At 71.2% G+C, this 25,717-nt stretch carries 20 protein-coding genes, 3 tRNA genes and 1 pseudogene; 7 read left to right on the top strand and 17 right to left on the bottom strand.

Annotated elements, in window-relative coordinates:
- Positions 1-294 precede the first annotated feature (294 nt).
- From AB0H86_RS41260 to AB0H86_RS41290, 7 genes are all read right to left on the bottom strand, one after another.
- Positions 295-1,746: a DHA2 family efflux MFS transporter permease subunit gene (locus AB0H86_RS41260; protein ID WP_362450956.1), complete on the bottom strand. Its 1,452-nt coding sequence runs from the start codon at positions 1,744-1,746 to the stop codon at positions 295-297.
- Positions 1,747-1,853: 107 nt separating this feature from the next.
- On the bottom strand, positions 1,854-2,423 hold the full coding sequence (locus tag AB0H86_RS41265) for a TetR/AcrR family transcriptional regulator (RefSeq protein ID WP_362450958.1): 570 nt from the start codon (positions 2,421-2,423) through the stop codon (positions 1,854-1,856).
- 181 nt (positions 2,424-2,604) lie between these two features.
- Positions 2,605-3,033, bottom strand: a complete 429-nt coding sequence (locus AB0H86_RS41270; protein ID WP_362450960.1) for a MaoC family dehydratase — start codon at positions 3,031-3,033, stop codon at positions 2,605-2,607.
- Positions 3,034-3,040: 7 nt separating this feature from the next.
- Positions 3,041-3,493 carry a MaoC family dehydratase N-terminal domain-containing protein gene (locus AB0H86_RS41275; protein ID WP_362450962.1) on the bottom strand — a complete coding sequence of 151 codons (453 nt, stop codon included), beginning with the start codon at positions 3,491-3,493 and terminating at the stop codon, positions 3,041-3,043.
- A gap of 109 nt (positions 3,494-3,602) precedes the next feature.
- Positions 3,603-3,767, bottom strand: a complete 165-nt coding sequence (gene rpmG / locus AB0H86_RS41280) for a 50S ribosomal protein L33 (RefSeq protein ID WP_018834916.1) — start codon at positions 3,765-3,767, stop codon at positions 3,603-3,605.
- 96 nt (positions 3,768-3,863) lie between these two features.
- Positions 3,864-3,936: transfer RNA gene (locus AB0H86_RS41285), tRNA-Met, on the bottom strand.
- A gap of 45 nt (positions 3,937-3,981) precedes the next feature.
- A tRNA-Thr gene (locus AB0H86_RS41290) sits at positions 3,982-4,054 on the bottom strand.
- A 248-nt stretch (positions 4,055-4,302) separates the two neighbouring features.
- Here AB0H86_RS41290 and AB0H86_RS41295 point away from each other — a divergent pair.
- Positions 4,303-5,625 carry an amidohydrolase family protein gene (locus AB0H86_RS41295; RefSeq protein ID WP_362450964.1) on the top strand — a complete coding sequence of 441 codons (1,323 nt, stop codon included), beginning with the start codon at positions 4,303-4,305 and terminating at the stop codon, positions 5,623-5,625.
- Positions 5,626-5,759: 134 nt separating this feature from the next.
- Entirely contained in the window at positions 5,760-6,416 is a 657-nt protein-coding gene (locus AB0H86_RS41300) for an SDR family oxidoreductase (RefSeq protein WP_362450966.1), read from the top strand.
- A gap of 59 nt (positions 6,417-6,475) precedes the next feature.
- On the opposite strand, the gene AB0H86_RS41305 is transcribed toward AB0H86_RS41300, so the two are convergent.
- Positions 6,476-6,688 (bottom strand): hypothetical protein, encoded by a 213-nt coding sequence (locus AB0H86_RS41305; RefSeq protein WP_362450968.1) that lies wholly within the window; start codon positions 6,686-6,688, stop codon positions 6,476-6,478.
- A gap of 162 nt (positions 6,689-6,850) precedes the next feature.
- Here AB0H86_RS41305 and AB0H86_RS41310 point away from each other — a divergent pair.
- Together AB0H86_RS41310 and AB0H86_RS41315 are read left to right on the top strand one after the other, a co-directional pair.
- A pseudogene (locus AB0H86_RS41310) lies at positions 6,851-7,051 on the top strand (carboxypeptidase-like regulatory domain-containing protein); the annotation flags it as partial.
- A 319-nt stretch (positions 7,052-7,370) separates the two neighbouring features.
- Positions 7,371-7,649 carry a hypothetical protein gene (locus AB0H86_RS41315; RefSeq protein WP_362450971.1) on the top strand — a complete coding sequence of 93 codons (279 nt, stop codon included), beginning with the start codon at positions 7,371-7,373 and terminating at the stop codon, positions 7,647-7,649.
- 103 nt (positions 7,650-7,752) lie between these two features.
- Here the strand turns inward: AB0H86_RS41315 and AB0H86_RS41320 are convergent.
- Positions 7,753-7,834 (bottom strand) — tRNA-Tyr (locus AB0H86_RS41320).
- A gap of 233 nt (positions 7,835-8,067) precedes the next feature.
- On the opposite strand from AB0H86_RS41320, the gene AB0H86_RS41325 reads away from it, so the two are divergent.
- The 3 genes from AB0H86_RS41325 to AB0H86_RS41335 all read left to right on the top strand — a co-directional run bounded on the left by AB0H86_RS41325 (position 8,068) and on the right by AB0H86_RS41335 (position 11,454).
- Positions 8,068-8,556 carry a YajQ family cyclic di-GMP-binding protein gene (locus AB0H86_RS41325; protein WP_362450973.1) on the top strand — a complete coding sequence of 163 codons (489 nt, stop codon included), beginning with the start codon at positions 8,068-8,070 and terminating at the stop codon, positions 8,554-8,556.
- A 219-nt stretch (positions 8,557-8,775) separates the two neighbouring features.
- Positions 8,776-9,234, top strand: coding sequence for a hypothetical protein (locus AB0H86_RS41330; RefSeq protein ID WP_362450974.1), 459 nt, complete (start codon positions 8,776-8,778; stop codon positions 9,232-9,234).
- Positions 9,235-9,237: 3 nt separating this feature from the next.
- Entirely contained in the window at positions 9,238-11,454 is a 2,217-nt protein-coding gene (locus AB0H86_RS41335) for a CHAT domain-containing protein (RefSeq protein ID WP_362450976.1), read from the top strand.
- Here the strand turns inward: AB0H86_RS41335 and AB0H86_RS41340 are convergent.
- The 8 genes from AB0H86_RS41340 to AB0H86_RS41375 all read right to left on the bottom strand — a co-directional run bounded on the left by AB0H86_RS41340 (position 11,340) and on the right by AB0H86_RS41375 (position 25,687).
- Positions 11,340-11,828: a hypothetical protein gene (locus AB0H86_RS41340; RefSeq protein ID WP_362450978.1), complete on the bottom strand. Its 489-nt coding sequence runs from the start codon at positions 11,826-11,828 to the stop codon at positions 11,340-11,342. The genes AB0H86_RS41335 and AB0H86_RS41340 overlap by 115 nt on opposite strands.
- Positions 11,825-14,446, bottom strand: coding sequence for an Hsp70 family protein (locus AB0H86_RS41345; protein WP_362450981.1), 2,622 nt, complete (start codon positions 14,444-14,446; stop codon positions 11,825-11,827). The genes AB0H86_RS41340 and AB0H86_RS41345 overlap by 4 nt, the downstream gene beginning before the upstream one ends.
- Before the next feature lie 173 nt (positions 14,447-14,619).
- Positions 14,620-15,351, bottom strand: a complete 732-nt coding sequence (locus tag AB0H86_RS41350; protein WP_362450983.1) for a hypothetical protein — start codon at positions 15,349-15,351, stop codon at positions 14,620-14,622.
- Positions 15,335-15,778, bottom strand: coding sequence for a hypothetical protein (locus tag AB0H86_RS41355; protein ID WP_362450985.1), 444 nt, complete (start codon positions 15,776-15,778; stop codon positions 15,335-15,337). Before AB0H86_RS41355 ends, AB0H86_RS41350 begins: the two co-directional genes overlap by 17 nt.
- 54 nt (positions 15,779-15,832) lie before the next feature.
- The gene (locus AB0H86_RS41360) at positions 15,833-20,599 is read right to left on the bottom strand and encodes a hypothetical protein (protein ID WP_362450987.1); all 4,767 of its coding nucleotides are present in this window, start codon (positions 20,597-20,599) and stop codon (positions 15,833-15,835) included.
- A 3-nt stretch (positions 20,600-20,602) separates the two neighbouring features.
- A complete protein-coding gene (locus AB0H86_RS41365; RefSeq protein ID WP_362450989.1) occupies positions 20,603-21,931 on the bottom strand; it encodes a serine/threonine-protein kinase in 1,329 nt (442 codons plus the stop codon).
- 27 nt (positions 21,932-21,958) lie between these two features.
- Positions 21,959-25,117 carry an AAA family ATPase gene (locus tag AB0H86_RS41370; RefSeq protein ID WP_362450991.1) on the bottom strand — a complete coding sequence of 1,053 codons (3,159 nt, stop codon included), beginning with the start codon at positions 25,115-25,117 and terminating at the stop codon, positions 21,959-21,961.
- Positions 25,118-25,420: 303 nt separating this feature from the next.
- Positions 25,421-25,687: a GlsB/YeaQ/YmgE family stress response membrane protein gene (locus AB0H86_RS41375; RefSeq protein WP_362450993.1), complete on the bottom strand. Its 267-nt coding sequence runs from the start codon at positions 25,685-25,687 to the stop codon at positions 25,421-25,423.
- Positions 25,688-25,717: the final 30 nt, after the last annotated feature.

Raw genomic sequence — 25,717 nt, forward strand, 5'->3', positions numbered from 1 at the left:
TCTCTGGGGCCGGCAACTGAGGAAATCCCATACCCTCATGTCCGTCCTCGGTCTGGCGCGGAATCGGTTTCTCACCGAGTGAGCGGTGTTGACGCGCCAGACGCTGCGGGCGGACACCCCCGTCCCCTTGCCGCCGTGGGCGGGTGCGGCGGGGGTCTGGGGGCGGAGCCCCCAGGGCAAGGCCCGCTTCTTGCCCCACCGAGTCGGGTGGGTGTGGTGGGCGAGAACCGGGGGTCTGGGGGCGGAGCCCCCAGGGGCGTTCGCAGCAGCGTGGGGTGCCTGGAAAGTGGGCAGTCAGGTCGTGGACTCCAGTTCCCTTACCGACGTGGGGGACGTGGGGGACGTGGTCTCCTGGGCGGAGCCCTTCGTACGGGGGTGTCCGGGGATCAGCAGGGCCGCGACTCCTGCGAGAGCGACCAGCGCCGCGCCGGTGACCAGCGCCGGGCGCAATCCGTCGACGAAGGTCTGCCCGGTCTCGTAGCCGCCCTGGGCCGAGAAGATCGACGCCATGATGGCGATACCGAGGGCGCCGCCGACCTCGCGGAGGGCGTTGTTCGCCCCGGAGGCGATGCCCTGTTCGTGGGTGTGGACGCTGGACATCACCAGGCTGGCGGCGGGGGCGAAGAACAGTGCCATGCCGATGCCGCTGATGATGAGGCCGGGCAGCTGGATGGCGTAGGAGGCGTCGGCGGTGACGACGGAAGCCATGTAGCCGAGGCCGGCGGCCTGGAGGAAAAGGCCCGCGGCGACGACCGGACGTCCGCCTATGCGGTCGGAGAGGATGCCGGCGACGGGGGCGACGAGCATCGGCATGCCGGTCCAGGGGAGCATGCGCAGGCCCGCCTCGGTGGGCGAGTAGCCGAGCACGCCCTGCATGTACTGGCTGAGCAGGAAGATCGAGCCGAACATGCCGAGGAACATCAGCAGACTCGCCGCGTTGATCCCGGAGAAGGCGCGGGAGCGGAACAGCCGCATCGGGAGCATGGGGTTCTTGGCGCGCAGACTGTAGACGACGAACCCGACGAGCAGCGCGGTTCCGGCGAACAGACCTGTCAGCACCAGGGAGCTCGTCCAGCCCACGGCGGGCCCGCGGACAAGGCCGTAGACGATGCCGAACAGGCCGCCGCTGGCGAGCAGCGTGCCGGGGATGTCGAGCCGGGCGCCGGCTCCGCGGGACTCGGCAAGGCGGAGGCGGGCGAGCGGCAGCACTATGACGCCGAGCGGCACGTTCAGCCAGAAGATCCACTGCCAGGAGATGTGTTCGGTGAGGCTGCCGCCGATCAGCGGTCCGGAGGCGACCGCGAGTCCGTTGACGGCGCCCCAGATGCCGTACGCCATCCCGCGTTTGGCGGCGGGGACAGCGGCCGTGAGCAGGGTCAGAGTCAGCGGCATCATGATCGCCGCTCCGACGCCCTGGAGTGCGCGGGCGGCGATGAGGGAGTCGATGCCGGGTGCCAGGGCCGCGGCGGCGGACGCGGCCGTGAAGACGGCGGTGCCGACGAGGAAGAGCCGGCGGCGGCCGAAGCGGTCACCGAGAGCCGCGCCGAACATGAGGAGGACGGCGAAGGTGAGGGTGTACGCGCTCACCGTCCACTCCAGGTCGGGCAGTGCTCCGCCGAGGTCCTCGCGGATGGACGGCAGGGCGGTGGTGACGACGAGGTTGTCGAGGGCCGCCATGAATCCGGCGACGCTGGTGATGACGAGGGCCCAGACGGCTCCCCCGCGACGTGCTGTCTGCTGTGACATCGCTCCCCCAGAGGGTGTTCGATCATTGGTTAGTTATTGATGACTAACTTTTGTGCTCATGAACATGCTCATGAAAAGGCGTTACTGATGGGTGGCCCCTGCTTCCCCTACTTCTCCAGCCGGCCGCTCAGCCGCGCCGACGGGTAGAGCCCCTCCCAGACCCGGTGCTCGGGCGGGAAGCCCATGGCCACCAGGCAGTTGATGAGCATGCCGTACGCCATGAACGTGGCCGTCTCGTCGATGTCGGCCCCTAGGGGCAGGTGGACGGTGTCCCACAGCCGCATCCAGCCGGCTCGCACCGCCTCGCCGAACTCGTGGTCGCCGGCCTGCTCGGCGGCGGCCACCGCCACATACATCTGCATCTGCATCATCAGCCGCTCGGGCCGCTCTTCGATGACCGTGATGTACGCGCCGGCCATGGCATGCAGGGCCTCTTCGCCCTCAAGCCCCTTGGAGGCCTCCGCGAATGTGCGGATGGTGTCCTCCATGCACCGCTCGGCCACCGCGAGGAAGATCGCCTTCTTGCCCGGGAAGAGCCGGAAGAGATACGGCTGCGAGACACCGACACGCTTGGCGATCGCCTCGGTCGACGTGCCGTAGTACCCACCGTGGGCGAACTCGGTTGTCGCCGCGCGGATGACGCTCTCGCGCCTCTCCTCTGCGCTCATCCTGACCATGAAAGAAAGTTAGTACTCAATCACTAACTTAGTCAAGCCCTACGGAACCTCAAGCCCTACGGAAGCTCTCGACTTCCAGACCTGCTCGTGCACGTAGGGGGCTCACTGCGGGTAAGGGGCGCCCGCCTTTGCGAGCGCCCCTTACCCCGGTCTTCTTCCGCGTCCGCGTTCGACGAGCGCCTCAGGCCAGTCGTACGACCACCCTCGACATCCCCAGCACCTTCTGTCCCGCGCTGGTCACCGTGAGGTCCACGCGGACGGTGTTGTCGTCGAGCTTGGCCGCGACCTTGCCGCTGACCTCGATCGTGGCGCCCTGGTCGTCGTTCGGGACGACGACGGGCCTGGTGAAGCGGACGCCGTACTCGACGACCACACCGGGGTCGCCGGTCCAGTCGGTGACCACACGGATCGCCTCGGCCATGGTGAACATGCCGTGCGCGATGACGTCCGGCAGTCCGACCTCCTTGGCGAACTTCTCGTTCCAGTGGATCGGGTTGAAGTCCCCGGACGCGCCCGCGTACCGGACGAGGGTGTCGCGGGTCACCGGGAAGGACCGGGCGGGCAGTTCGGTGCCGACCTCGACGTCGTCGTAAGCGATCTTCGCCGTCATCGAATGCTCACGCCTCCTCGGCCGCGCGGGCGACCAGCTTGGTCCAGGCGGTCACGACGTGCTCGCCGGCCTCGTCGTGGACCTCGCCGCGGATGTCCAGGATGTCGTTGCCCGCCATGGACTTGACGGCCTCGATGGTCGACGTGACGGTGAGCCGGTCGCCGGCCCGCACCGGGCGGACGTAGGCGAACTTCTGGTCGCCGTGCACCACGCGGCTGTAGTCCAGGCCGAGCTGGGGGTCCTGGACGACCTGGCCAGCGGCCCTGAAGGTGATCGAGAACACGAAGGTCGGCGGGGCGATCACATCGGAGTGCCCGAGCGCCTTGGCGGCCTCCGGGTCCGTGTACGCCGGGTTGGACTCCCCCACGGCCTCGGCGAACTCACGGATCTTCTCCCGGCCCACCTCGTAGGGCTCGGTGGGCGGATAGGTCCGCCCCACGAAGGACTGATCGAGCGCCATGGCCCGGCACCTCCTGATGTCTGCTGCGGTTGACCGGCCGGTAACCGGGACCGGAACGACGCGAGGCCGCCCCCAGACTGCGGGGGCGGCCTCGTGTACGAGCCTGAATTTATCGCGTTTCGCGGTGCGCGGTGTGCGCGTTGCAACGCGGGCAGTGCTTCTTCATCTCCATTCGATCCGGGTTGTTACGCCGGTTCTTCTTGGTGATGTAGTTCCGCTCCTTGCACTCCACGCAGGCCAGCGTGATCTTCGGGCGGACGTCGGTGGCAGCCACAGGAGTGCTCCTTGACGAACGGATGGGACGAATAATGCATTAACGCATAGAAGAGTAGCCGATCGAAGGACCGACCCCACAATCGGCTACTGTCAGTAGCGGTGACCGGACTTGAACCGGTGACACAGCGATTATGAGCCGCTTGCTCTACCGACTGAGCTACACCGCTGAGATGCGATCGGCCCCGCCTTGCGACGGGAACCTTTCACACCAGAGCCCCAATACGGAATCGAACCGTAGACCTTCTCCTTACCATGGAGACGCTCTGCCGACTGAGCTATTGGGGCGAGCGATGAAGACATTACACGGTCGGCAGCCGTTCGCCCAAATCCGTTTCGCGGCCCCTGTCACGGCCTGTTCCGCGCTCCTCCCAGGAGCCTCTGAGGCCTCTCCGGCACGGCGGACCACACCGGTACGACTATTGCGCTCCTCCCCGTCGGGAGCGGGTCGCCACCCTAGGCTCGACTCACTCTGAGTGATCTTGCGTCCCCTTGCGCAGTCCCCGAGCTTGCGCAGCCCGACCCCCTGGAGCGCGATGCCCGACAGCCAGCCGCAGCCGCCCCACTCGTCGTCGGGTTCCGCGTCCGGTTCGGCTGGTTCCGTGTCCGGTTCGTCAGGTTCCGCGTCAGGGGCCTGGTCCGGTTACGGATCGGCCGAGGGAGCCGCCCTCCTGCTCTGCGGAGCGCGACTCTCCGACGGCCGGACCGTGGACGTACGGCTGGTCGGCGGGCGTATCGAGGCGGTCGGCACGGTCGGGAGCCTCACGGCGGGCGGCACGCGCGCGTTCGGCACGCGAGTGGACCTCGACGGCTATCTGCTCCTGCCGGCCCCGGCAGAGCCGCACGCCCACGGCGACACCGCGCTGTCGGCCGACGACGAGGGACCGGTCTCGTACGACACCGAGGACGTTCAGCGCCGGGCCACGGAGGCGGCGCTGCTGCAACTGGGGCACGGGGCGACCGCCGTACGGGCGCACGTGCGCGTGGGTGACGTCCAGGGTCTCGGCGCGCTGACCGCCGTACTGCGGGCACGGCGTTCGCTGCGCGGGCTGACCGAGCTGACGACGGTGGCGATGCCGAGGCTGCTGACCGGGGTGGCCGGTGCCGACGGGCTCGCGATGCTGCGGGACGCGTTGAAGATGGGCGCCTCCGTGGTGGGCGGCTGTCCGGATCTGGACCCCGATCCGACGGGCTATGTGGAGGCGGTCCTGGAGGTGGCTTCCGAGCACGGCTGCCCGGTCGACCTGCACACCGACGCCACCGACCCGGCCCGGCTGGCCCGGATCTCGGCGATGGCCGGCGGGTTGCGCCCCGGGGTGACCCTCACCCCGTGCGGCGGGCTGGACCGGCTGCCCGCCGAGGTGGCCTCCCGGACCGCCGACCAGCTGGCGGCCGCCGGCGTGGCCGTGGTGTGTCTGCCGCAGGGCGGCTGCGGGGGTGTGGAACGGCGGGGCACGGCTCCGGTACGGCTGTTGCGTGCGGCCGGGGTGCGGGTGGCCGCCGGAAGCGGCGCCCTGAGGGACGTGTCGAATCCGGTGGGGCGCGGCGATCCCCTGGAGGCCGCGTATCTGCTGGCGTCCCGCCATGGTCTGCGGCCCGAGGACGCGTACGACGCGGTGAGCGCGTCCGCCCGCGCGGTGCTGGGCCTCCCGGAGGTACGGGTGGAGGCGGGCTTCCCGGCCGAGCTGCTGGCGCTGCGGGGCGACCGGCTGGCGGGGGCGTTGTCCCTGGCGTACAGCCGGATCGTGATCCATGGGGGGCGCGTGGTGGCGCGGACCAGCGCGGTACGGGAGTACTGCCACTCGGCCGCGGGGACGGAGTCGGGGCTGCCGAGGCAGGGGCGCGGGGAGTTGCCGTAGGGGCGTGGAGGTCGCTCGTGCGTCTTGCTCGTGCGCCTGTATGTGTGTCTCGTACGTGTGTCTCGTGTGTGCGCCCCTGAGGCGTGGCCGAAGTTGTGCGGCAAATGAGGGCGGGCGGGCGTACGGTCGGAAACATGCGCATTGTCATCGCTGGTGGTCATGGTCAGATCGCGCTGCGGCTGGAGCGGTTGCTCGCCGCGCGCGGGGACGAGGTCGCGGGGATCATCCGCCGCGCCGAACAGGGCGACGACCTGCGGCAGGCCGGCGCTGAACCGGTGCTGCTGGACCTGGAGTCGGCCTCGGTCGAGGAGGTCGCGGAGCGCCTGCGGGGCGCGGACGCGGCGGTCTTCGCGGCGGGCGCCGGCCCGGGCAGCGACGTGGGCCGCAAGGACACGGTGGACCGGGGTGCGGCGGTGCTGTTCGCGGACGCGGCGGTTCGGGCGGGTGTACGACGCCATGTCGTCGTGTCGTCCATGGGCGCGGATCCGGCGCACCAGGGCGACGAGGTGTTCGACGTGTACCTGCGGGCCAAGGGCGAGGCCGACGCGTACGTGACCGGTCTGGACGGCCTGGACTGGACGATCCTGCGCCCCGGTTCGCTGACGAACGACGCCGGTACCGGACTCGTGCGGCTGGAGGCGCACACCGGGCGGGGCGCCGTGCCGCGCGACGACGTCGCCGCCGTACTGGCTGAGTTGTTGGATACGTCGGCGACGGCCGGGCTGGTCCTGGAGCTGGTCGGCGGATCGACGCCGGTGTCGGTGGCGGTCAAGTCGGTGGCGGGCAACTGACGTTGGCCGCCGAAGGGGTGCCTGCGGCGCGGGAGGCGCTGTAGTGGCGTGAACCCCGCCTAGAACAGGGGGAGTTGACCGGGGAACTCGGGGACGGTGTAGCCGTCCAAGGTGGGCTGCGCCGCCCCGAGTTCGGCCTGCCGCCTGGAGCCGGGGCAGGAGACGAGCTCGCCGTTCTCGCGTGCGCCGGGCGGGTCGTGCCGGGCGTAGCGTCCGGCGACGACGGCGATCTCACGACGGCATTCGGGGCAGTGTCTGCGGCGCGTGGACATGGGATCAGTGTGCCCCGCTCGCGGTGGGGGCTTGCGGCTCCGGTGCGGGCGGGCGGCTCTGCGGGTTCGGTGGGGGCGGTCCCGCGGTTTCGGTGGGGGAAGCTCTGCGGCTTCGGTGCGGGCGGCCACGGCTTTCCGGGCGTCTCGGCGGGTCCCGCTTTCGGCGGCGCCGGGATTACGCCGGCGGCGATCGCGCTGCGTCCCGGGGCGCAGGTACGGCGGACCGTGCGCGGGTCCGGCGCCCCGCTTGGCGACGCGCTGGTGGCCCTGGTGGACGCGGCAGGCAACGTGGTCGCCACGGCCACGACCGGTCTCGACGGCGCGTACTACTTCTCCGACCTGGACAGCGGCGCGTACGAACTGGCCCACGCGCCCGAGTAGTTCACGCGGGGCCATCCGAACCGCGGCCCGCAGGTCCCGTGGCGGGAGGGTGCCTCGGGCTCCGGCGCCTCGGGAAGCTCACAGTCCCCCCGCTTCGTTTCGATGATCTTCGCCATGACGTCGGCTTTGGTGGAGTGGAACTGGATGCTGCGATCCAAGTGGTTCGGGGCATGACAGAGCCCCGCAGCAGCCTCCGAGCACTGCCAGGCCGCACACCCCCCCATAACCCTGCAAAAGCGACGAATAGGTCGATGGATGTGAGGAACACGGTCACAGAACCCCCTCACGAACGGAGCACGCCATGATCATCAAGAGAATGCACGACATGGGCATCCGCAGTGAGCACGCCTACACCGCAGCCATGGCATCCATCGGCATCTCCATCTTCACCTGGCTCACCAGCCTCAACGCCGAACCCGGCTCCCACGCAGACCTCGCCCGCGCCGACAGGTGGGGCATCTTCATCGGTGAATGGGCGCCGACTTTCTTCGGCCTCGGCGTCGCCCTCTCCCAGCACGAACAACAAGACGGCACCCTTACTGCCAGCGTCCACGAGCTGCGGGAACAGAAAGCCGGCTGACCACGCGCGAACGCCCGGCCGGACACGTACGTCGATCGCTGGGCGCATGGCAAAGAGCCCGTGACCTGCGGTGTTCGCAGGTCACGGGCCCTTTGTTCCCGTGTGGCGGCGCCAGGGTTCGAACCTGGGTAGGCTGAGCCGGCAGATTTACAGTCTGCTCCCTTTGGCCGCTCGGGCACACCGCCGGGGTCGCTGCCTTTCGAACCGCTTTTCGGCGGTCCTCCGTGGCAACGACGTAAACAATACCCGATGCGGTGGGGTGCTTCGCCACCCGATTGATCTGCGCTCGAACGCCGGTGGGTGACTAGGCTTGTCCGGATGCGGCCCGGGAATGCCGGGCTCGGCGCCCGCCCCCACGTACGCCGATACGCACCAGTACGCACCCCGATACGCACCCCGATACAAGGAGCCACAGGACATGGCCGACTCCAGTTTCGACATCGTCTCGAAGGTCGAGCGGCAGGAGGTCGACAACGCCCTCAACCAGGCCGCCAAGGAGATCTCGCAGCGCTACGACTTCAAGGGCGTGGGTGCCTCGATCGCGTGGTCCGGTGACAAGATCCTGATGGAGGCGAACTCCGAGGACCGGGTCAACGCTATCCTCGACGTCTTCCAGTCCAAGCTGATCAAGCGCGGGATCTCGCTGAAGGCGCTGGACGCGGGTGAGCCTCAGCTCTCCGGCAAGGAGTACAAGATCTTCGCGTCGATCGAGGAGGGCATCTCCCAGGACAACGCGAAGAAGGTGGCGAAGATCATCCGGGATGAGGGCCCGAAGGGCATCAAGGCCCAGGTGCAGGGTGAGGAGCTGCGGGTCAGCTCGAAGAACCGCGACGATCTGCAGACCGTCATCGCCCTCCTGAAGGGCAAGGACTTCGACTTCGCGCTGCAGTTCGTGAACTACCGGTAACCAGCGGTCACCGGCGGTCACCGGCGGTCACCAGCCATGGGCCATCGCCGGAGGGTGTGACCTGGGCAGCTCGCCCTCGTCGCACCCTCATCGTGCTTCCTCGTCAACTCCCGCGGGAACGTCAGCAATTGTCACGACTCGATGGTCTGTCGTCGATCGTGGTGCCACGCTGGTGGCGAACCGGTTTCCGCGGCCCCTCCGGGGGCTTGGGAGGTAGATGTGGCAAGAGATTCGGTCGGCGCGTCAGGGGCCACGCAGGCGGCGGCGCGGAGCGAAGCGGGGGCGGTCACGCTCGAGTTGGCGCTGCACGGGCCCGATCCGGCAACGGAAACCCTCGACGACCTGTATCGGGCACTGTCGGCCGCGGGGGCCGCCCGTGTCGAGCGGGTCTATCTCACCGCACCGGAGTCGGACCAGCGGGTCGCAGATCTGGTCGAGGTGACGACGCTGCTGGTCGGTGCGACCGGCAATGTGGTGGCGATCGTCGAGACGGTCCGCGCATGGCTCGCCCGCCGGCGTGACGCCGCCGCACACGGGCCCACCGCCTCCGCCGCGGAGGCGTCCACGCCACGTGTCATCGTGACGCTGGACGGCGAGACGCTGGAGCTCGTCGATCCTCCCGAACGGGCGATGAACGAGGCGATCGCCCGCTTCTACGACCGCCACCGGCAGGACTGAGCGATGACGGTCCTGCAGGTCCGGGTGTCCGAGCCCCGGCCGGGGCGCACTCAGTACTCGTACGAGCTGAAGTCCGGCGACGGGGCGCTCGTCGGCCCTCTGGAGCAGGAGCACACCGTCCATGTGAGTCAGGACCTGGTCAAGGGCCTGTGCATGGAGATCGACAAGGTCCTGAAGAACGCCCACACCATCGACGGGGCGGAGCTGCGCGAGACCCTCGCCCGGTCGGGCCGGCTGCTCTACGACACGTTGTTCCCGCAGTCCGGTCAGCCCGAGCTGGTACGCCGGCTGAGCGAGTCGACCGGGTCGCTGCTGGTGCAGAGCAACGAGGCGCTGGTGCCGTGGGAACTCCTCCACGACGAGAGCGACTTCCTCGGGCTCAGACACGACCTGGGCCGCCGGACGAAGGTCGACCGGCCGGTGGTGACCGGACGCACCATCGGCCAGATCCGCCGGGCGCTGGTCGTCGGGGACACCCTGGGCGATCTGACGTCCGCTCGGGAGGAGGCCGAACGCATCAGCGCCTGGCTGACCGAACGCGGGGTGACATGCACGGTGCTGACCGGGCGCGACGCCACGCTGCTGCGGGTCATCGGGGAACTGGCCCGGGAGCATGAGCCGTACGACCTCTTCCACTATTCCGGGCATGTCTCCGGGGTGCCGGACGCCGCGGGGTTGATGGTGCACGACCGCAAGTTCATCGGTTTGGACGCGTTGCAGCCGCTGGCCCGCAGGGGCGCGCCGCCCGTGGTGTTCATCAACGGCTGTGCGTCGGCGGACCCGTTGCTCGACTCGGCGTCCCGGGCGCAGGCGGAGGCGGCGCAGACCATGAACGCCTGTATGGCCTTCATGGTCGTGGGGGCGAAGACGGTCGTCGGCACCCGGACAGCGGTCGGTGACGCGGGCGCGCTGCGCTTCGCGGAGGCGCTCTACGGGCAGTTGCGCGTCCATGTGGAGGCCGGCGCGGCCGTACGCAAGGCGCGGGCCGAGCTGGCGGAGCAGTCGGACGGGGCCTGGGCGTCCTTCGTCCTGTACGGCGATCCGGGCGTCCGGATCTCCACGGCGGCGGAGCCCGAACCCGAGCCGGTCGCCCCTGAGGCCGAGCGGCCGGGCTACACCACTGAGGCTGCCGGACTGCTGCGGCGGACCGTGCAGGTCGCCTCGCTGCGAGGGTTCGTCACGTCGGTCGACCTGCTGACCGCGCTGCTGGAGACGGAGCGGATCCGGCAGCGGGCCTCGGCACGGATCGGTGCGAAGCGGCTGCGGTTGCTTACCGAGGTACTGAGGCAGTTGCAGAGCCACACGCCCGGCAGCAGCGAGACGGGGGCGCGGGACACAGCGGCGCGGGATGCGAGGGCGCGGGACACAGGGTCGTACAGCACCAAGGGAATGAACGGGAACGGCGGCGGCCTGAACGGCACCAGAAGCTCCAACGGCTACAACAGCTCCCACGGATCTCAGGGATCCCACGGTACGGATCCGAACGGCACGCGCCTGAACGATGACGGCGGGATCGGACTGTCCGACACGATCGCTCGCGTGCTGGACGGGGCCGAGGAAGCCGTACTGCGGGACGGGCGCGAGCGGGTCGAGGTGGACGACATCTCGGCGGCGTTCCTGGAGGCGGGCTGCGGCAGCTGTGCCGAGTTGCTCCAGCTCTTCGGGATCCGGCCGGAGCGGCTGCTGTCCCCCACGTCCGAGCGGCAGGGGTCGGACGAGGACGACGACACCGTCGGTCTGGACGGGCTCGGAGCGCAGGCGGCGACGGCGGTGCGCTGCGCGCGGCTGCTGGCGGCGGTCAAGGGCGAGAAGATCAGCACCTATCTGTTGCTGCAGGCCTTCGCGATGACCGGCAGCGAGGCACTGCGCGACGCGTTGGCCGAGCAGGGCGAGGAGGGCGCGAACGCGTACCGTGCGTTGGCACCGCTCGGCAGGCCTCGGCCCCGGGAGTTCTCCCGGCGCACCCTCGCCCGGCTGGAACGCACGATCGCCGACGCGGACGGCCCCGTCGGCGAGGAAGCGCTCCTGATCGCGCTCCTCGCCGAGGAGGACGCCTCCGCCCGGCGCCTGATGCAGAAACTGGGCGTCGAGCCGGAATTACTCATTCAGGCGCTACGGGACTCCGAGGAGTCCGGGGTGTCCGGGGTGTCCGGGGTGTCCGGTGAGCCCACAGAGCGGGAGTCCGAGGAGTCCGGGGAGACCGGGGGATCCGGAGGCTGAGGCGTCTCTACCGAAGTCCCGCCCGCCGCCAGACACGCCAACCCCCGCCGCGCCGTTTCGTCGTCCGGGCGGCGGGTCAGGGTGAGGCGCCAGTGGTGCTGGGCCTCGGTCCGGGCGTCGAGGTGGTAGCAGGCCAGGGCCAGGGCGTTGTGGGCCTCCGTGTCGGAGGGGTACCAGTGGACGATCGCGGCGAAGCGGTCGCGGGCGGCCGTGTAGTCATGGCCGCGGGCGGCCGCCAGGCCCTCGTTGAAGAGGCGGGCGGCATGGGCCGACAGCCTCACGTAGGCCTGCAACGGTGTGCCGCAGCGCCGACACGCGTCGGCCGTGGGCTCGTTGGGCGTGCGGCACCGTGCGAGGGGGCAGACCACCGTCACCGCAGCCCCCCGCCCAGGACGATCGGGATGCCCACCTTGTCCGCGCCGCCGTCACCGAGCAGCAGACGCGCGAGGTGACGTAGCCGGGCCATCAGCTTCCCGGCCTCCTGCACCACGCGTTCCGGGTCCGTGGACGTCAGGGGCGCCAACTGCTCCAGCCGGGCCTCGATCTCCTTCAGCTCCCTGTGCTCGGTCTCCCGGCCCGTGCCGGCGGCCACTCGCGTCAGCTCCTGCGTGCCGCTCAGGCCGGCCTGTACCAGCGCCTCCGCCCTCGTCGCGGGAGACACCTCCGTGGCCCCCTCGGTCCGGTTCAGTCCGCGCAGGTATTCGTACATCCGGTGCAGTTGTTCGATGACCTCGCCGTAAGCCCGCTGGTCGCTGTTCGACCAGGCCCGCTCACCGCGTTGCCGCTGGTCCTCGATGGTCCGGGACGCCTCGGGCGCGTCGAAGGTCTTGCCCTGCGGTACGCCGTACTGGACGAGGTGGGCGTGCAGTCTCACGCACTCCTCCACCAGGGCGTCGAAGTCCCGCTTGGGCGGTTTCAGGCCTTGGGAGTGCCGTGTCATGGAGTCCGCGAGGTGCTTCAGCTCCTGGAACTCGTGGACGGCCTTGGCCACCTCCCCGCGTTCGCGGGCCTCTTCGAAGGCCTTGCCCACCATCGCCCACTTGGTGCGCGCGATGGTCTGGGGGCCGGCCGGGAGGTAGCCGACGTTCTCCTCGAAGGTCCGGTACAGCGCCTCCGTCTCCGACTGGTCGGGCATCGGCAGCTCGTCGGGCAGCTCCACCGGCGCGTCGAAGGAGACCTCGCCGATGGTGCCGCGCACGGTGATCGCGGCGTTCTCGTGCATCGCGACGTTCAGCCGGATGGCGGTGCCGCGCGCAGTGGAGGAAGGCACTTCCACGGTGATCACCTGGATCGGCACGCTCTGCTGGAACAGCCGCAGTTCGACCTTCTCGTCGCCGGGGTGCATGAGATCGAAGTCCCGTTCGTACGGCAGCTGTTGCATCGCGGGCACCAGCTCCATGGGGGCCGTGCTGCCGTCCCCGAGGTCGACCTCCATCTCCACGGCTTTTGCGTTGATCGCGCGTCCGCCCGCGCCGCCGGTGGGCCGCTGCTCGCCCGAGCTGTGCGCCAGCGGGCGGCCGGCGACGGCACGCAGTTCGCCGTCGGCGTCGTACACCTCGAACGTGAGCTGGGTCTCGGCGTCGGGCTGCAGGGGTACGTCCCGGAAGGCGAAGGCGCCCTGCGGGGACAGGTCGGTCTCGTCCTCGAAGCCGGTGGTGGTCAGGCGGACCTGTCCGTCGGTGAGGTCGAGCCCGTCGGCGAGCGGCTGGACGGTGCCGCCGACGGAGGTGGCCGAGCGGCCGGTGGCCGCGCTGCCGTGGAAGGCGACGCGTACCGTGCGCTGCTCGTCGTAGACGGCGAGTCCGCCGACGGCGGCGGCCCGCACCGCCGCGCCCAGCGCGACCACGGTGTCGACCTGCTCGTAGACCGGCTCCGCGCAGGCGGCCCGGATCTGGCGCGGGGAGCCGGGGGCGGCCGGGCCGCACAGCTCGCGGGTCACCAGTTCCCGGACCAGCGGCATGTGGGTCGAGCCGCCGGCCAGGATGATGTGGTCGACGTCGGCGAGGGTGATGCCGGCGCGTTCCTCGGCGCGGCTGATGGCCTCGTCGCAGTAGGTGAAGGTGCGCTCGATGAGCGGAAGGGCGAGGTCGTCGAGTTCGGCCCGCTCCAGGAGGGCCTCGATGACGACCGGGTCGCCCTGCTGGTCCATGAGCCGGCCCGCGTCGCGCAGCACGTACTCGGTGCGTTCCGTGAGCGCCTTCTTGGCGCCCTCGGCGAGCATCTGCAGCTGGCTGAAGCGCAGCGCGTCCTCGGGGTCCTTGCGCGGGTCGAGGTCCAGGGCGTAGCCGTCGCGGCGCAGCATGTCCTGGAGGTGGAGGGCGAGGGCCTTGTCGATGTCGTCGCCGCCGAGCAGGTTGTTGCCGCTGATGCCGAGCACCTCGAAGGTGCCCGCGGTGCAGCGCAGCACGCTGACGTCGAAGGTGCCGCCGCCGAGGTCGTAGACGAGGAAGGTGCCGTTCTGGGTGGCCGTGCGCCAGCAGTAGTGGCTGGCGGCTGCGGTCGGTTCGTGGAGCAGGCCGAGGACTTCGAGACCGGCCTGTTCGGCGGCCTCCCGGGTGGCGTCGATCTGCGGCTGGTCGAAGTACGCCGGTACGGTCACCACGGCGCGGTCGACGATCCAGCGGGCGGTCGGTGTGTCGAAGGCGGCGACGTCGGCCTCGATCTGGCGCTTCATCTCGCGCAGGGTCGCGGCCGACACCTGCTGCGGGGTGAGTCGCTCGTTGCCCAGGCCGACTGTCTCTCGGGTGCCCATCAGCCGTTTCACCGAGGTGATCGGTTCCGGTGAGCTGCCCCTTCTGGCGAACGCCTTACGGCCGACGACCAGTTCACCGCCGCTCGGTGCACGCCAGACGCAACTGGGGGTGGTGGCGGACTTGGTGACGGGGTCGCGGTGGATGACGATCTCGCTGTCGGAGGGATTCATCACCGCCACCGCGCTGTTGGTGGTACCCAGGTCGATCCCGACGGCCTTGCTGACGATCTGCTGCGTCATGCGCTCGTGTCCGTTTCTTCGCGTTCTTCGCGTTCTTCACGGCATTGCCTAGTGCGTCGCGTTGTACGTCGCATCGCGTTGTGCGTCGCGTCGCGTTGTACGTCGCATCGCGTTGTGCGTCGCGTCGCGTTGTGCGTCGCATCGCGTTGTGCGTCGCATCGCGTTGTGCGTCCTTATGTCTGGTCCGGCTCCGGGCAGCCCATGACCACCCGGGCGCGGCGGACGACCTTCTCGTGATCATCCGTGGCCTCGTCCCGGCCGCCGCCCTCGCGGTGGAACACCGCCGGTTCCAGGGTCTGCGCCACCACCTCGCCGGTGAACTGGGGGCCGCGGCGCCAGTGGACGACATCCGCCCACTCCGCCACCTCGTCGTGGCCGTGGCCGAGCGGGTCGCGGACCTCGACCCCGCGGTCCCGCAGCGAGTCGAGCATCTGGTCCTTGAGGACGCGCAGTGTGTCGTAGAGCTTCTTGTTGCCGCCCTCCACCAGCGGGGCCTCGGCCCTGTCGAGGTGCTGCTCCAACCGGCCGATGAAGGAGGCGAGTTCGTAGAGGGCGTGCCGGTTGTCCGTGGTCTCCTGCGCCGTCCTGCCGCGATCCCTGGCGAGGTCGTCACGGCCGCGCTGGAGCATGCCGGCCAGCTCGACCTCCAAGTGGACATCCCGGCCGAGGCCGTCGGGAACGGGGCGCTCGGCGAAGACGTCCCAGCCGGGGGCTTCGGCGGGGGCGGCCGGTACGGGGGCGGCCGATTCTGGGGCGGCCGGTACGGGGGCTGTCGGTGCGGGTTCGGACAGCGCGGGCTCGGCCGGTACGGGCTCGGCCGGTACCGGCTCGGACAGTGTGGGCTCGGACAGGGTGGGGTCCGGCGGCCCGTGTGGGGTCGGGTCTGGGTCAGCCGAAGAGGACATCGTGTACCTCCAGTTCGGGTTCCGGGTCGTCGGCCGCGGGCGACGGATCCTCCAGGACCGCGTGGGCGCCGTCCGGAAGGGGCCGCAGCAGTTCTCGTACGACTTGGCGGACGATCTCGGCGACGTCGAAGTCGTCCGGGACGAGGCCGGGGGCTCCCAGGTCGACCGGGGCGGTGCGGTACGGGCGGGCGAACCGTCGCCAGCGGGCGTCGCGGTAGTCGGTGCGCGGCGGTTCGGTGAGGGCGTGCCGTAGTCGGGTGTGGGGATGGCCGATGAGTTCGCGCATCGCCCAGTCGTAGAGGTCGCGTTCCTCGTCCGAGCCGGTCTTGATGCCGTCCTCGCCGTGCTCGACGACGGTCTGCTGGTCGGCGTCCACCGGCAGACCGAGCACGTGGTAGGGGTTGGGCCGGCCCGGTGCCGCAGTCATGGCCGCGCCTTTCGGTGGACGTTTTCGGGTAAGGCCCGGTCCACGGGCCGGACTTCAGTGGTGGCCATAGGCGCGAAGCCTCCTGATGAACTCCTCGGCGGACGTCAGGTTGGACCTGGCCGCAGGATGGGCGGGGTTGACGCGCAGGGCCTCGCGGAACAGCTTCGCGGAGGCCTCGGCTTCCTTGATCGCGTCCAGGACGGTCGTCGTGAAGCCCGTTCCGGCGAACGACTCCAGTCGGGCCGCCGCCTGTTCGAAGACGGTGACCCCGCGGCCGTTGAGCGCGCCGGCGACGTTCGTGAGAGCCTTCTGGGCGTCCTCGAGCAACTTGGTGTCGGACGAGGCCATTTCTTGGGCGACGCGCAGGCCCTGGCGCATGCAGGTCTCCGCCGTCTCGAAGCGGTACCCGTCCAGTTCCTGGTAGCCCTTGTTGATGAGGCTGCTGATCCGCAGGGTGTCGAGGAGACTTCGGGTGGACGCGTTCCTGGGGACCCTGTCCAGCTCCTTCAGGGCCCGGTCGTACCGCTTTGCGCGTACGTGCTCCAGGGCCTTGCCGAACAGGGCTTCCTCGCGCCGCCGTTCGAGCAGCTTGTCCACGCTCGGGTTGCTGGGGTCCCAGGCGCGGGCCCGCTCCAGGAAGCGGACGCCCTGCTCGGCGGAGGTGTCCAGGAGGCCCCGGTCGACGAAGTGCATGCCCAGCGCCTGGTTCTCCGGCAGGTACGGGCGTCCCTCGGCGCACTGTTCGGCGAGCAGGTCGGCGAAGCGGGCCGCCGATCCGACCACCTCGCGCATCCGCTCCCGCTCACCCAGTTCGTACAGGCGGGTCTGCCAGGTGTTGTGCCACTCCAGGGCGGTGCACAGCACGGACGTAGGGGTGAAGCCCTGGCGTACGGCGGCGTCCAGGATGTCGATGCCGGCCTCGTAGTCGCGGTCGATGCCCCGCGGGAGCCGGTCCAGGGCCGCGGGGTCGTCGACGCTTTGGGTCGCGGTGCGCACCAGGTCGGTGGCCCATTCGTCCAGCAGCGAGGTGGCTCGGGCGGAGAACGCGGCGAAGACGCCCCCGTCCACTCCGTCCGGGACGGCGCCCGCGAGCGGGCCGTCGGCGAGCAGTTCGCCGGTGGCGCCGGGGCCGGCCTGCACGGCCTCCAGGCAGCGCAGGTGCGTCCGGGCGGCTGTCTCCTGTCGCTGGTCCAGCGCGCGGGCGCCGTGGGTCCGGTGTGCTTGGAGCAGTTCGCCGGACAGTTCCTCGCGCAGCCGGGCGGCATCCTTGTCGGGTGTTCCGGTCTCCTGCCAGAAGCCCGGATGGGCCAGCAGCAGGGTCCACAGAGCGGTCGCGGTGGTCAGTTCGGGGCCGGGGGTGCCGGTGCGGGCCAGGCTCGCGAAGGTTTCCTCCCGGTAGAGCACCGCGAGGGTGTGCAGCAGGGGAATGTTCGCGGCGTGGCCGTACAGGCAGCGGGCCAACGCCCGGATCGTACGGTCCGCGTCATCGGCCGCCAGGGCGCTCCACAGGTCGGGGTGGCCGGCCGCCGCGTCCTCCAGGACCCGGTAACGGCCGCGGCGTTCCAGGCCGGGGGCCCCGTCGGGCAGCAGCACGGCGAGCAGCGTGTCGACGCGGTCATCCCGTTCCAGGTCGGCCGCCTCGCGGTGCACGGGGTGCGCGGCGGGCAGCAGTCGCGCCGCCTCACGCAGCAACTCCAGGGCGGCCTCCCGGTCACCGCCGGCGTACGCGCTCACCGCCCGGTGGCACAGATAGGCGCCGTACTCCTCGCCCGCCTCGGGTGTCTCCCGCAGCACCCGCCGCCAGAGGGCCTCGGCGGTGTCGTGGTCGCCGACGGCGGTGGCGCAGCGGGCGAGGGTGAGCAGGGCTGGACCACCGCTGCCCGCCGCGCCGAGCGCCTGCCGTCGTACGGCGACCGCCAGTGCCTTGGCCGGGCCCTCGCGTCGCTTGCCCCGGGCGGCCCGGGCACACAGGGCGGGCAGGGCGCGGCCCACGTCCACGAGCCCCGCCAGGTCGTGCTCCGCCAGGGTCCCGGTGAGCGCGGCGGCGGCCTTGGACGGGTCGGTGCGGACGAGCCCGGCGGCCTGGGCGACGAGCAGGGGCGCCGTCAGTCCCGGGGTACCGGCATCGGGCGGCTCCTTGTCGTGCGGGCGCCCGTCCAACGCGTCGGCGAGGAATGCGGCGACACGGCGGGCATCCGCCCGGACGGCTCCGTCGGTCGCTGCCCGGCTGTTCCCCGGGGGCGTGCTGTCGGGGGGCGTGGTGCTCGGGGTGGCCAGGGCATCGGAGGCACGTGGGGCATGGAGGGCGTGTGATGCACGTGGGGCACCCGGGGCGAGGGTCGGCATGGACTGCCCGCCGGTCGACGGCAGTTCCTTCGCGGCCTGCCTCAGCAGCTGTACGGCCGTCTCGTGCCGGCCCGACGCCAGTGCGGACATGGCCGCTTCCAGGGCGAGGAGCGGATTCTCCACGGCCACGTCGGCGGCCGGCTCCGCCCCGTTCGTCAGCGCCGTGAGACGGGCCGCGTCGAGGGCCGGGCGGCGTACGTCGGGGAGCGGGTGCCGGTCGGCGAGATGGGCGAGGGCCTCGGTCAACTCGGCGCGGTCGTCCGGGTCGCTGGTCAGAGCGCGGGCACGGGCCAGGGTCGCGGCCAGCGGACCTGCCTGAGGAAGCCCGGTCCAGTCGGTCAGCGCCTCCGCCAGTACGGGATCACTGTGCTCGGGCTCGGCCAGCAGCTGGGCGAACCCCAGCAGGCGGGCCGTGCGCGCCCGGTGTCGTACGGCCCGCCACGGTGAGCGCCCGGTGCCGGGTCGGGCGGCGCGCTCGGCCACCAGTCGGGCGGCGCGGGACAGCGAACGGGCCTCGGCGGGGACGGGTGGCAGGACGTCCGGCGGGGCGAGCGCCGCGTCCGTGAGCCGGGCCGCCGCCTGCTCCGCGCACCGCACGGCCTCGTCCGGCCGGCCGGACGCCCAGTGCACGGCGGCCTGCCGCAGCCCGAGCGCCCCCAGGGCGTGGCGGGCCCGGGGCAGACCGCGACTCATCAGACCGGTCAGGCGTATCTCGGCGGTGTCGGTCCGCCCCAGCCGCAGCTCCGCGAGCGCCCGCAACAGCTCCGCCTTACGTCCCCGTACGCCGTCGAGCAGTTCCCCCACCACCGCGGCGCGCCCGGCCCGCAGCTCCAGCACGGCGAGGACCACCGCGGCCCGGTCGCGGCCCAGGGAGCGTGCCCGGTCGAGCAGGTCCCGGCCACGCGGGAGGTCGGCGGGCAGGGCCAGCACGCCATGCCACACCAGCTGTTCGGCGTACGGAAGCCGCATGAACAACGGCAGTCCGGTGAGCCGGGCGGCCGCCTGCGGACGCCCGCGGGCCACTTCGACACCGAGCACGGTACGCAGCGCTTCCAAGAGCTCCGGCAGCTCGGCGCCGCGCAGGTCCAGGCCCTCCCACTCCGGCAGCGCCGGCGGACCCTGACCGTCGGCCAGCAGCAGCCGCGCCCGCATGACTGGGGCGAGCCCCTGGGTCTCGTCGGCGGACGGGTTCTGGCGCTGCGGATCCTCTGATTGCCGGGGCTGTGGCTGTCGCTGTCGCTGTCGCTGCCGGTCCGGGTCGGCGTCGGTCAGCAGGCAGGCGAAGGCCCGGGTCACGCTCCGGTCGGGCCGCTCGGCGGCGAGCCGCTCCGCGCAGCGGTCCGCGGCCCCGTCCCGGTCTCCGGCGAGGAGTTGTGCCCAGGCGGCGTGATAGGCGAGGTCGGCCCGGTCGGGCAGGGCGTCCGAGACCGGCACCAGCTGCTCCCGGGCACGGTCCTGGTCGCCCTCCAGCAGATACGTCCGTCCCAGCGCGTAACGCTGCCAGGGACCGGTGTCGGGGCCGGACTCGATCGCGGCGATCCGCACCGAGTCCAGTGGACGCGGCACCTGGTCGCTCACCCCGAGGGGCACTTCCTCCAGCCAGGCCAGCATCCGGCACAGGTCGAGGAGTTGGGCCGCGCGCGCGGTGAGCGACCCTTCCCTCCCGGCCACCTCACCGATCGCCCGTGTGTACTGCCCGGCATGCAGCCGGGCGGCCAGCAGGCCGTGCAGCGCCGATGTGTCGCCGGGGTCGGCGCGCACGGCGCTCTCGAAGTGGTGCGCGGCCGGGACCGGCCTGTGGTGCAGCAGCAGTTCGCCGTAGCCGAGCGCCCGGTCGACGCCCGGGACGCCGGGACAGGAGTCGGCCAGCCTCCGGGCCAGTCCGGCCGCCCGCGACACACGGGTGAGGGCTCCGTCGCCAGAGTCGGCGAAGCCCACCGTGAGCACCCGTCCGACGTGGTCGAGCACCTCTTGCGGCACCCGCGCAGGCCGGCCCAGCAGATGGGCGTACACCTCGCAGTGGGCGTCGTCGTCCGCGCCCCAGCGAGCGAGGGTGGCCGCGGCGTCGAAGCGGGCCTCCTCGGTGGCGAGGGCGGCGTGGTAGAGGCGGGTGAGCAGGTCGAACGCCCGCTGTCGGTCACCGAGCGCGCTGCGGGCGGCCAAGGCGTGGACCAGCTGGAGCCAGGACCCGTGCAGCCCGGTACGGCCGGTGCCGGCCATCTGTTCGCCGAGGTCCCGCAGCCGGTCGAGGTCCGCTTCCTCCAGCAGCGGCAGGAAACGGGCGCCCAGCAGGGACTCCTGGAACGGCGGCCACAGCGACGCCGTCTCCTCGGGCCGTTCCTCGAAGCGGCGCAGCACCTCCCGAAGGCGCGTCAGGCCCTGCCCCGGGTCATTGTCGGCGAGGCCCGCCGCCCAGGCGTTCTCCAGCCGCCCCAGGGGGGAGAAGGTGTTGCGGACCGATCGCTGCGGCTGCATCCGTCACCTCCGGCCCTGCTCGCCGCCGCGACCTTGCTTGCCGCGGGCCAGCGCGGCAAAGCGCTCTGCCTGGAACCGGTTCCCCGTCCGCCGGAAGGCCTCTGCCGCCCGGCCGGCCAGATCGGCTTGACGCGTCCCGTCGGACATCCGTGCTCCGGCCTGGACGAGGTCGTGGGCCCGTGCCCAGTGCGGGGCCGCCTGTTTGTACTCACCCTGCTGTTCGTACGCTTCCGCCAGTTCGGACAGCGCGGCCGGCATCACATCGCGTCCCGGGCGGCCGTGTTCGACCAACGGAAGCAGCAGCGACACGGCAGCGGCCGCGTCGCCCGCCTCGCGCAGCCGCCGCGCCTCGGCCAGTTCGGCCGCTCCGGGGTCCTGCGGCGCCCCAGGCACCGACGGTCGCGGGGTGATCGGGCCAGGCGGCCGAGGCGGGGCGCTCGGGCCGTCCGGGAGTGCGTCCAGCGCCGCCAACACCTCGTGCGCGCTGCGGAAGCGGCGGCCCGGCCGCACCTCCAGACAGCGCAGAACCAGCGCGTCGAGCTCGGGCGGGACGGAGTTGTTGAGGGCGGACGGCGGTACGGGCGGGGCCTTGAGTTTCTGTTCCTGCAGCCAGTCCCCGTGCGCCCGCTCGGGCAGCGACAGCGGTGGGAAAAGGTGCTCGTAGGCGTGCCGGCCGGTGAGGCCCTCGTACATCAACAGGCCCAGCGAGTACAGGTCGGAGGCCGGCACGCTCGCCCCGTCGGCGGTTTCCGGCGCCATGTATTGAATGGTCCCGGCGGTGCCGGGGACCAGGCCGCTCTCCAGCATCCGGGCTGCGAGCCCGAAGTCGATGAGGCGGACCGAACGGTCCGTGCCCAGCAGGACGTTGTCCGGTTTGAGGTCGCGGTGCAGCAGCGGCGGGACCAGGCCGTGCAGTCCGCGCAGCGCGAGGCAGATCTGCCGGGACCACTTCACCATCAGGTGCGCGGACACCTGCCCCATCGCGGTGAACTCGGCGGCGAGCGTGGTCCCCTGGACGTACTCCATGACCAGGAAGGCCCTGCCGTCCAGGTCCCGGGCCAGCCCGCCGTCGTAGACATGCACGAGGTGGTGGCGGGCCTCGATGTCGGCCATGGTGCCCATCGCCTCGGCGAGCAACAGCACGTCGGCGAAGAGTTCGGCGGCGGTCTCCTCGGTGATGCCGGTGCGCCGGGACAGCTTGCACGCCACACTGCGCACCGGCCTGCCCAGGATGTACTGCTCACTGCGGAAGACCGCGCCGAAGCCGCCCCCGCCGAGCCAGTCGCGCAGGACGTAGCGACGGTCGACCGTTCTGCCAGTCAGTCCCCGCATGCCGGACTCATCGGTCGGAATCACGCCTCACGCACTCCTGTCCGGTCCACGATCGGGTGACTCCCCTGGTCCGTTCGACGCAGGTCCCTTCGATCCAGGTCCCGTAAGCCCAGGTCCCTTCGACCCAGGACCTTTCGACCCAGGTCCGTTCTCCGCCGGCCCATACGACTCTCCGGCGCCGGAGCGCGGTTCCGGCGGCACGAATCGGACCTCTGTCCCGGGGATGCCCGGATCGAGGAGACCGGTCGCGGGGGCGGGCGACCCGGCGGGCGACCCACCGGGCGATCCACCGGGCGATCCACCGGGCAAGGTGAAACCGACTTCGATCCGCGCACACGTCCGGAACTCCTCCGGATGCCGTTCGGCCGCCGCCAGCACCGGGTTCTCCACCAGGTCGGTGAGGATCCGGAACATGACGCGTCCGCCCTCGCGCCCCTCCGCCTTACGGTCGAGGCGGTAGCCCAACTGTGCGGCGTGGTCGAGCAGTTCCTCCGGTACGACCAGTTCCTTCTCCCTCCGCTCCCGCCACCACTCCTGCCGCTGGCGCAGGATCTTGCGGCCGATACCGTGCATGGCCTCCAGGTCGAGCGGGCGGAAGACCACGATCCGGCGGATACGCGCGAGGAACTCCGGTGTGAAGACCAGCTCGCCGTGCCGGTGCCGCACCGTCGCGAGACGTTCCCGCACGGCGGCGGAGATCTCCTCGTCGGTGTGCCCCGGACCCATCCGGGAGATCACCTCGTGTCCGGCGTTGGTGGTGAGGATGAAGATCGCCCGGTCTCCGTGTGCCTTCACGCCGCGCTGGTCGGTGATCCAGCCCTCGTCGAAGAGGTTGAGAAAGGGGCGCAGCACCTCGGGGTGTGCCTTCTCCGCCTCGTCGAGCAGGAACACGCAGTACGGGTCGGCGTTGAGTTCGTTGATCAGCCGGCCACCACGGTCGAAGCCCACATAGCCGGGCGGCGAGCCGAGGATCCCGGCCACACTGTGCGGCTCGGTGAAGTTCTCCATGGGGTAGGTCTGCAACCGCTTGGACGCCGAGTAGAGATCCGCGACCGCCTTGGCCAACTCCGTCTTGCCGACCCCGGTCAGCCCGGCGAACAGCAGCACGGACGCCGGACCGGGACTCGCGTCCGCCAGCCCGGCCTTGATGCGCCGCAGTTCCTCGGAGACGGTCCGTACCGCCCGTTTCTGGCCCACCACCCGTGCGGTGAGCGCGGCCTCGTGATCGATGCCGTCCTCGCTGGTCCCGGCGATCTGACCGCGCGGCACCCTCGACAGCTCCGCGACCACGTCGACGACCTCGGCGTGGGTGACCGCGTCGCGCTGGTCGCCCTGCTGGGTCCGGGCGTAGTGCAGGTCCTCGAAGGACCGCCGCAGCACCCGGACCGCGGACAGCGGCAGCTTCTGCTGCGGGATGAACTCCCCGGCCAGCAGCACCGCCCTGGCGACCGCGTGGTCCTCGGCCCGGATGCCGAACTCCTCCCCCAGCTCGTCCGCCGCCAGGCGCACCATGTCACGTGCCGTGTCCTGGTCCGGCTCGGTCACGTCGATCCGGGTGGTGAGCTCCTGCAGGGCGTGGTCGGCGGCGACCAGGTCGTCGTAGTCGTGCGCGGACAGCACGCCGACCATGTGGAGACGGCGTTCCTTGAGCGCGCGGCGCAGCTGGAGAAGGTGGTCGGTGCCGTGTGTGCCGCGCAGCAGTCCGCCGAGGCCGTCCAGGCAGACGACCAGGTCCGTGCGGCCGGCGACCTGCGCGACCAGCGCGGCGAGTTGCTCGGCGCTCTTCTCGGCGGCGACGTCCCGGCAGTCCACCCGCAGGAAACGCTTCCGCCGCAGGAACGGGATCTCTCCCGACGCCGCCCGCCGCGCCAGCTCACGCAGCAGCGTGGTGGTGCCGACGCCCCGCAGACCGGTGATCAGCACATGGTTGTTCTCGCTGCGGTGCAGTGCCCTGCACAACGGGTCGAAGTAGTGGTCGAGGTGGCAGGCCGCCGTGATGCCCCCGTTCCTGGCCAGGCAGGTGAGGTCCTCGGAAGGCGGCAGGAAGGAGGGCAGCGTGTACGCCGTCTCACGCGGCTCGGCGCTGCGCGACTCCTGCAGTGCTTCCCGTACGTGGGCCCGCAGCCGGTCCGGGTCGAGGCGCAGGGGGTCCGCGCGCAGGACGCCGGCCAGGCGGGGCGGGAGGTCGTCCAGGAGCGCGGCGAGCAGATGCGGGGTGTCGATCCGGTCCGCTCCCCACAGCGCGGCGGTACGGCGGGACACGTTCAGCAGGGTGTGCAGGGCCTCGCCGGCTTCGTCGCGGTGCAGCCGTGGAGGCGTGCCGCGGCCGCGCTCCGAGAGCCGGAAGGCGGCACTGATGATCTCGTTGGCCTTCACCAGGCCCACCTGCGGGGGGAGTTGGAGCCTGAGGAGCCGTTCGGCCAGGCCCTCGGTCTCGGCCAGCAGGGCGAGCAGGCAGTGCGGGGGCAGCAGCCGGTCGTAACCGAGCTCCGCGGCCCGCTCCGCGGCCTGCTCCAGCACCGCCCAGGCGTCGGCGGTGAACTCCTCCGACCGCAGCCGCCCCGAACTCTCGTCGTACAGCTCCGGCAGCTCTTTCAGCCGGCCCCGTACCCGCTGCCGTAACGCCTCGGCCGCTCGCGCCAGATCCAGCACACCGCCCAGGAACCGCCGGTCCTGCTCATCGGGATGCTCCAGAACACAGGCCAGGAGCAGTTCGAGGGTCACCTCTTGGAGGTGAGGCTGGGGCTTGGTCTGGGTCTGGGTCTGGGTCTGGGTCTCGGGTGTGGGCTGGGGCTGGGACTCGGCGAACTCCGCGTACTCCGCGTCGAAATCGGCGAACGCCGCCAGCAGTTCCGGCGCGATCCGCTCGGGCGTACCGTCGAAGCCATACGCGCTGCCCGGCGGGTCGTAGACGTCGATGGCCTCCATGAGGTGCTGCGGCGCGGCGCCCTCGGCCAGCGCCGACTCCACCGCGGCCAGCACCGCAGGATCCGCCCCGGCGAGCACGGCGTACAGCACGTCGCCGGGCCGTAACCGATCGGCCGCGCGTCCGGCCGCCGTCGTCAGGATCTCGTGGATACGCCGGTCCCCGCACGCTTGCGGATCGAGGACACCGTCGGTGAACAGCAGCGTGGACAGCGCGGTCCGCTGCGTGCCGGCCGGTGCGGCGGACGCCTCTCCCGACACCGATGTGCGCGATGCCGAGACGAATGGCTCATGCCGAGCCGAGTCTTCTGTTTCCATAACTCCGCGGCCCGCGACTCCACCCTCCGACGAGCCCGCGAAACCACCTCCCCCGTGGACAGAATGCTTGCACAACGCCCCCCACGTGACCCCCCTTATCCGTCAAAAACCACATGCCCTACAGGCCTGTTGGGAATTGTGAACGAACCGAGGCGCCACCACTCCGCGTCCCGGGCGAGACGGGCGCCGGGGCGACCGCCCGCCCTTCCGTACTGCCGACCGCGGTGCGGGGGTGTTGCGGCGCGCTCAGTCGCGCGAGTTGCCGAACAGAAGGCGGTAGACGACGAGGAGGACGAGCGAGCCGCCGATCGCCGCCGCCCACGTGGTGCCGTCGTAGAAGTCCTTGCTGATCGGGTGGTCGAGCCAACGGGCCGATATCCAGCCGCCGAGGAAGGCGCCCACGATGCCGATGATCGTCGTACCGATGAAGCCGCCCGGGTCACGGCCCGGCAGCAGGAACTTGGCGATGGCTCCGGCCAACAGGCCGAGGATGATCCAGCTGATGATGCTCATGCCCTGAACCTGCCCTTCCGTTCTGTGCCC

Source organism: Streptomyces sp. NPDC050997 (assembly GCF_040660135.1).
In the GTDB taxonomy this organism is placed as follows: domain Bacteria; phylum Actinomycetota; class Actinomycetes; order Streptomycetales; family Streptomycetaceae; genus Streptomyces.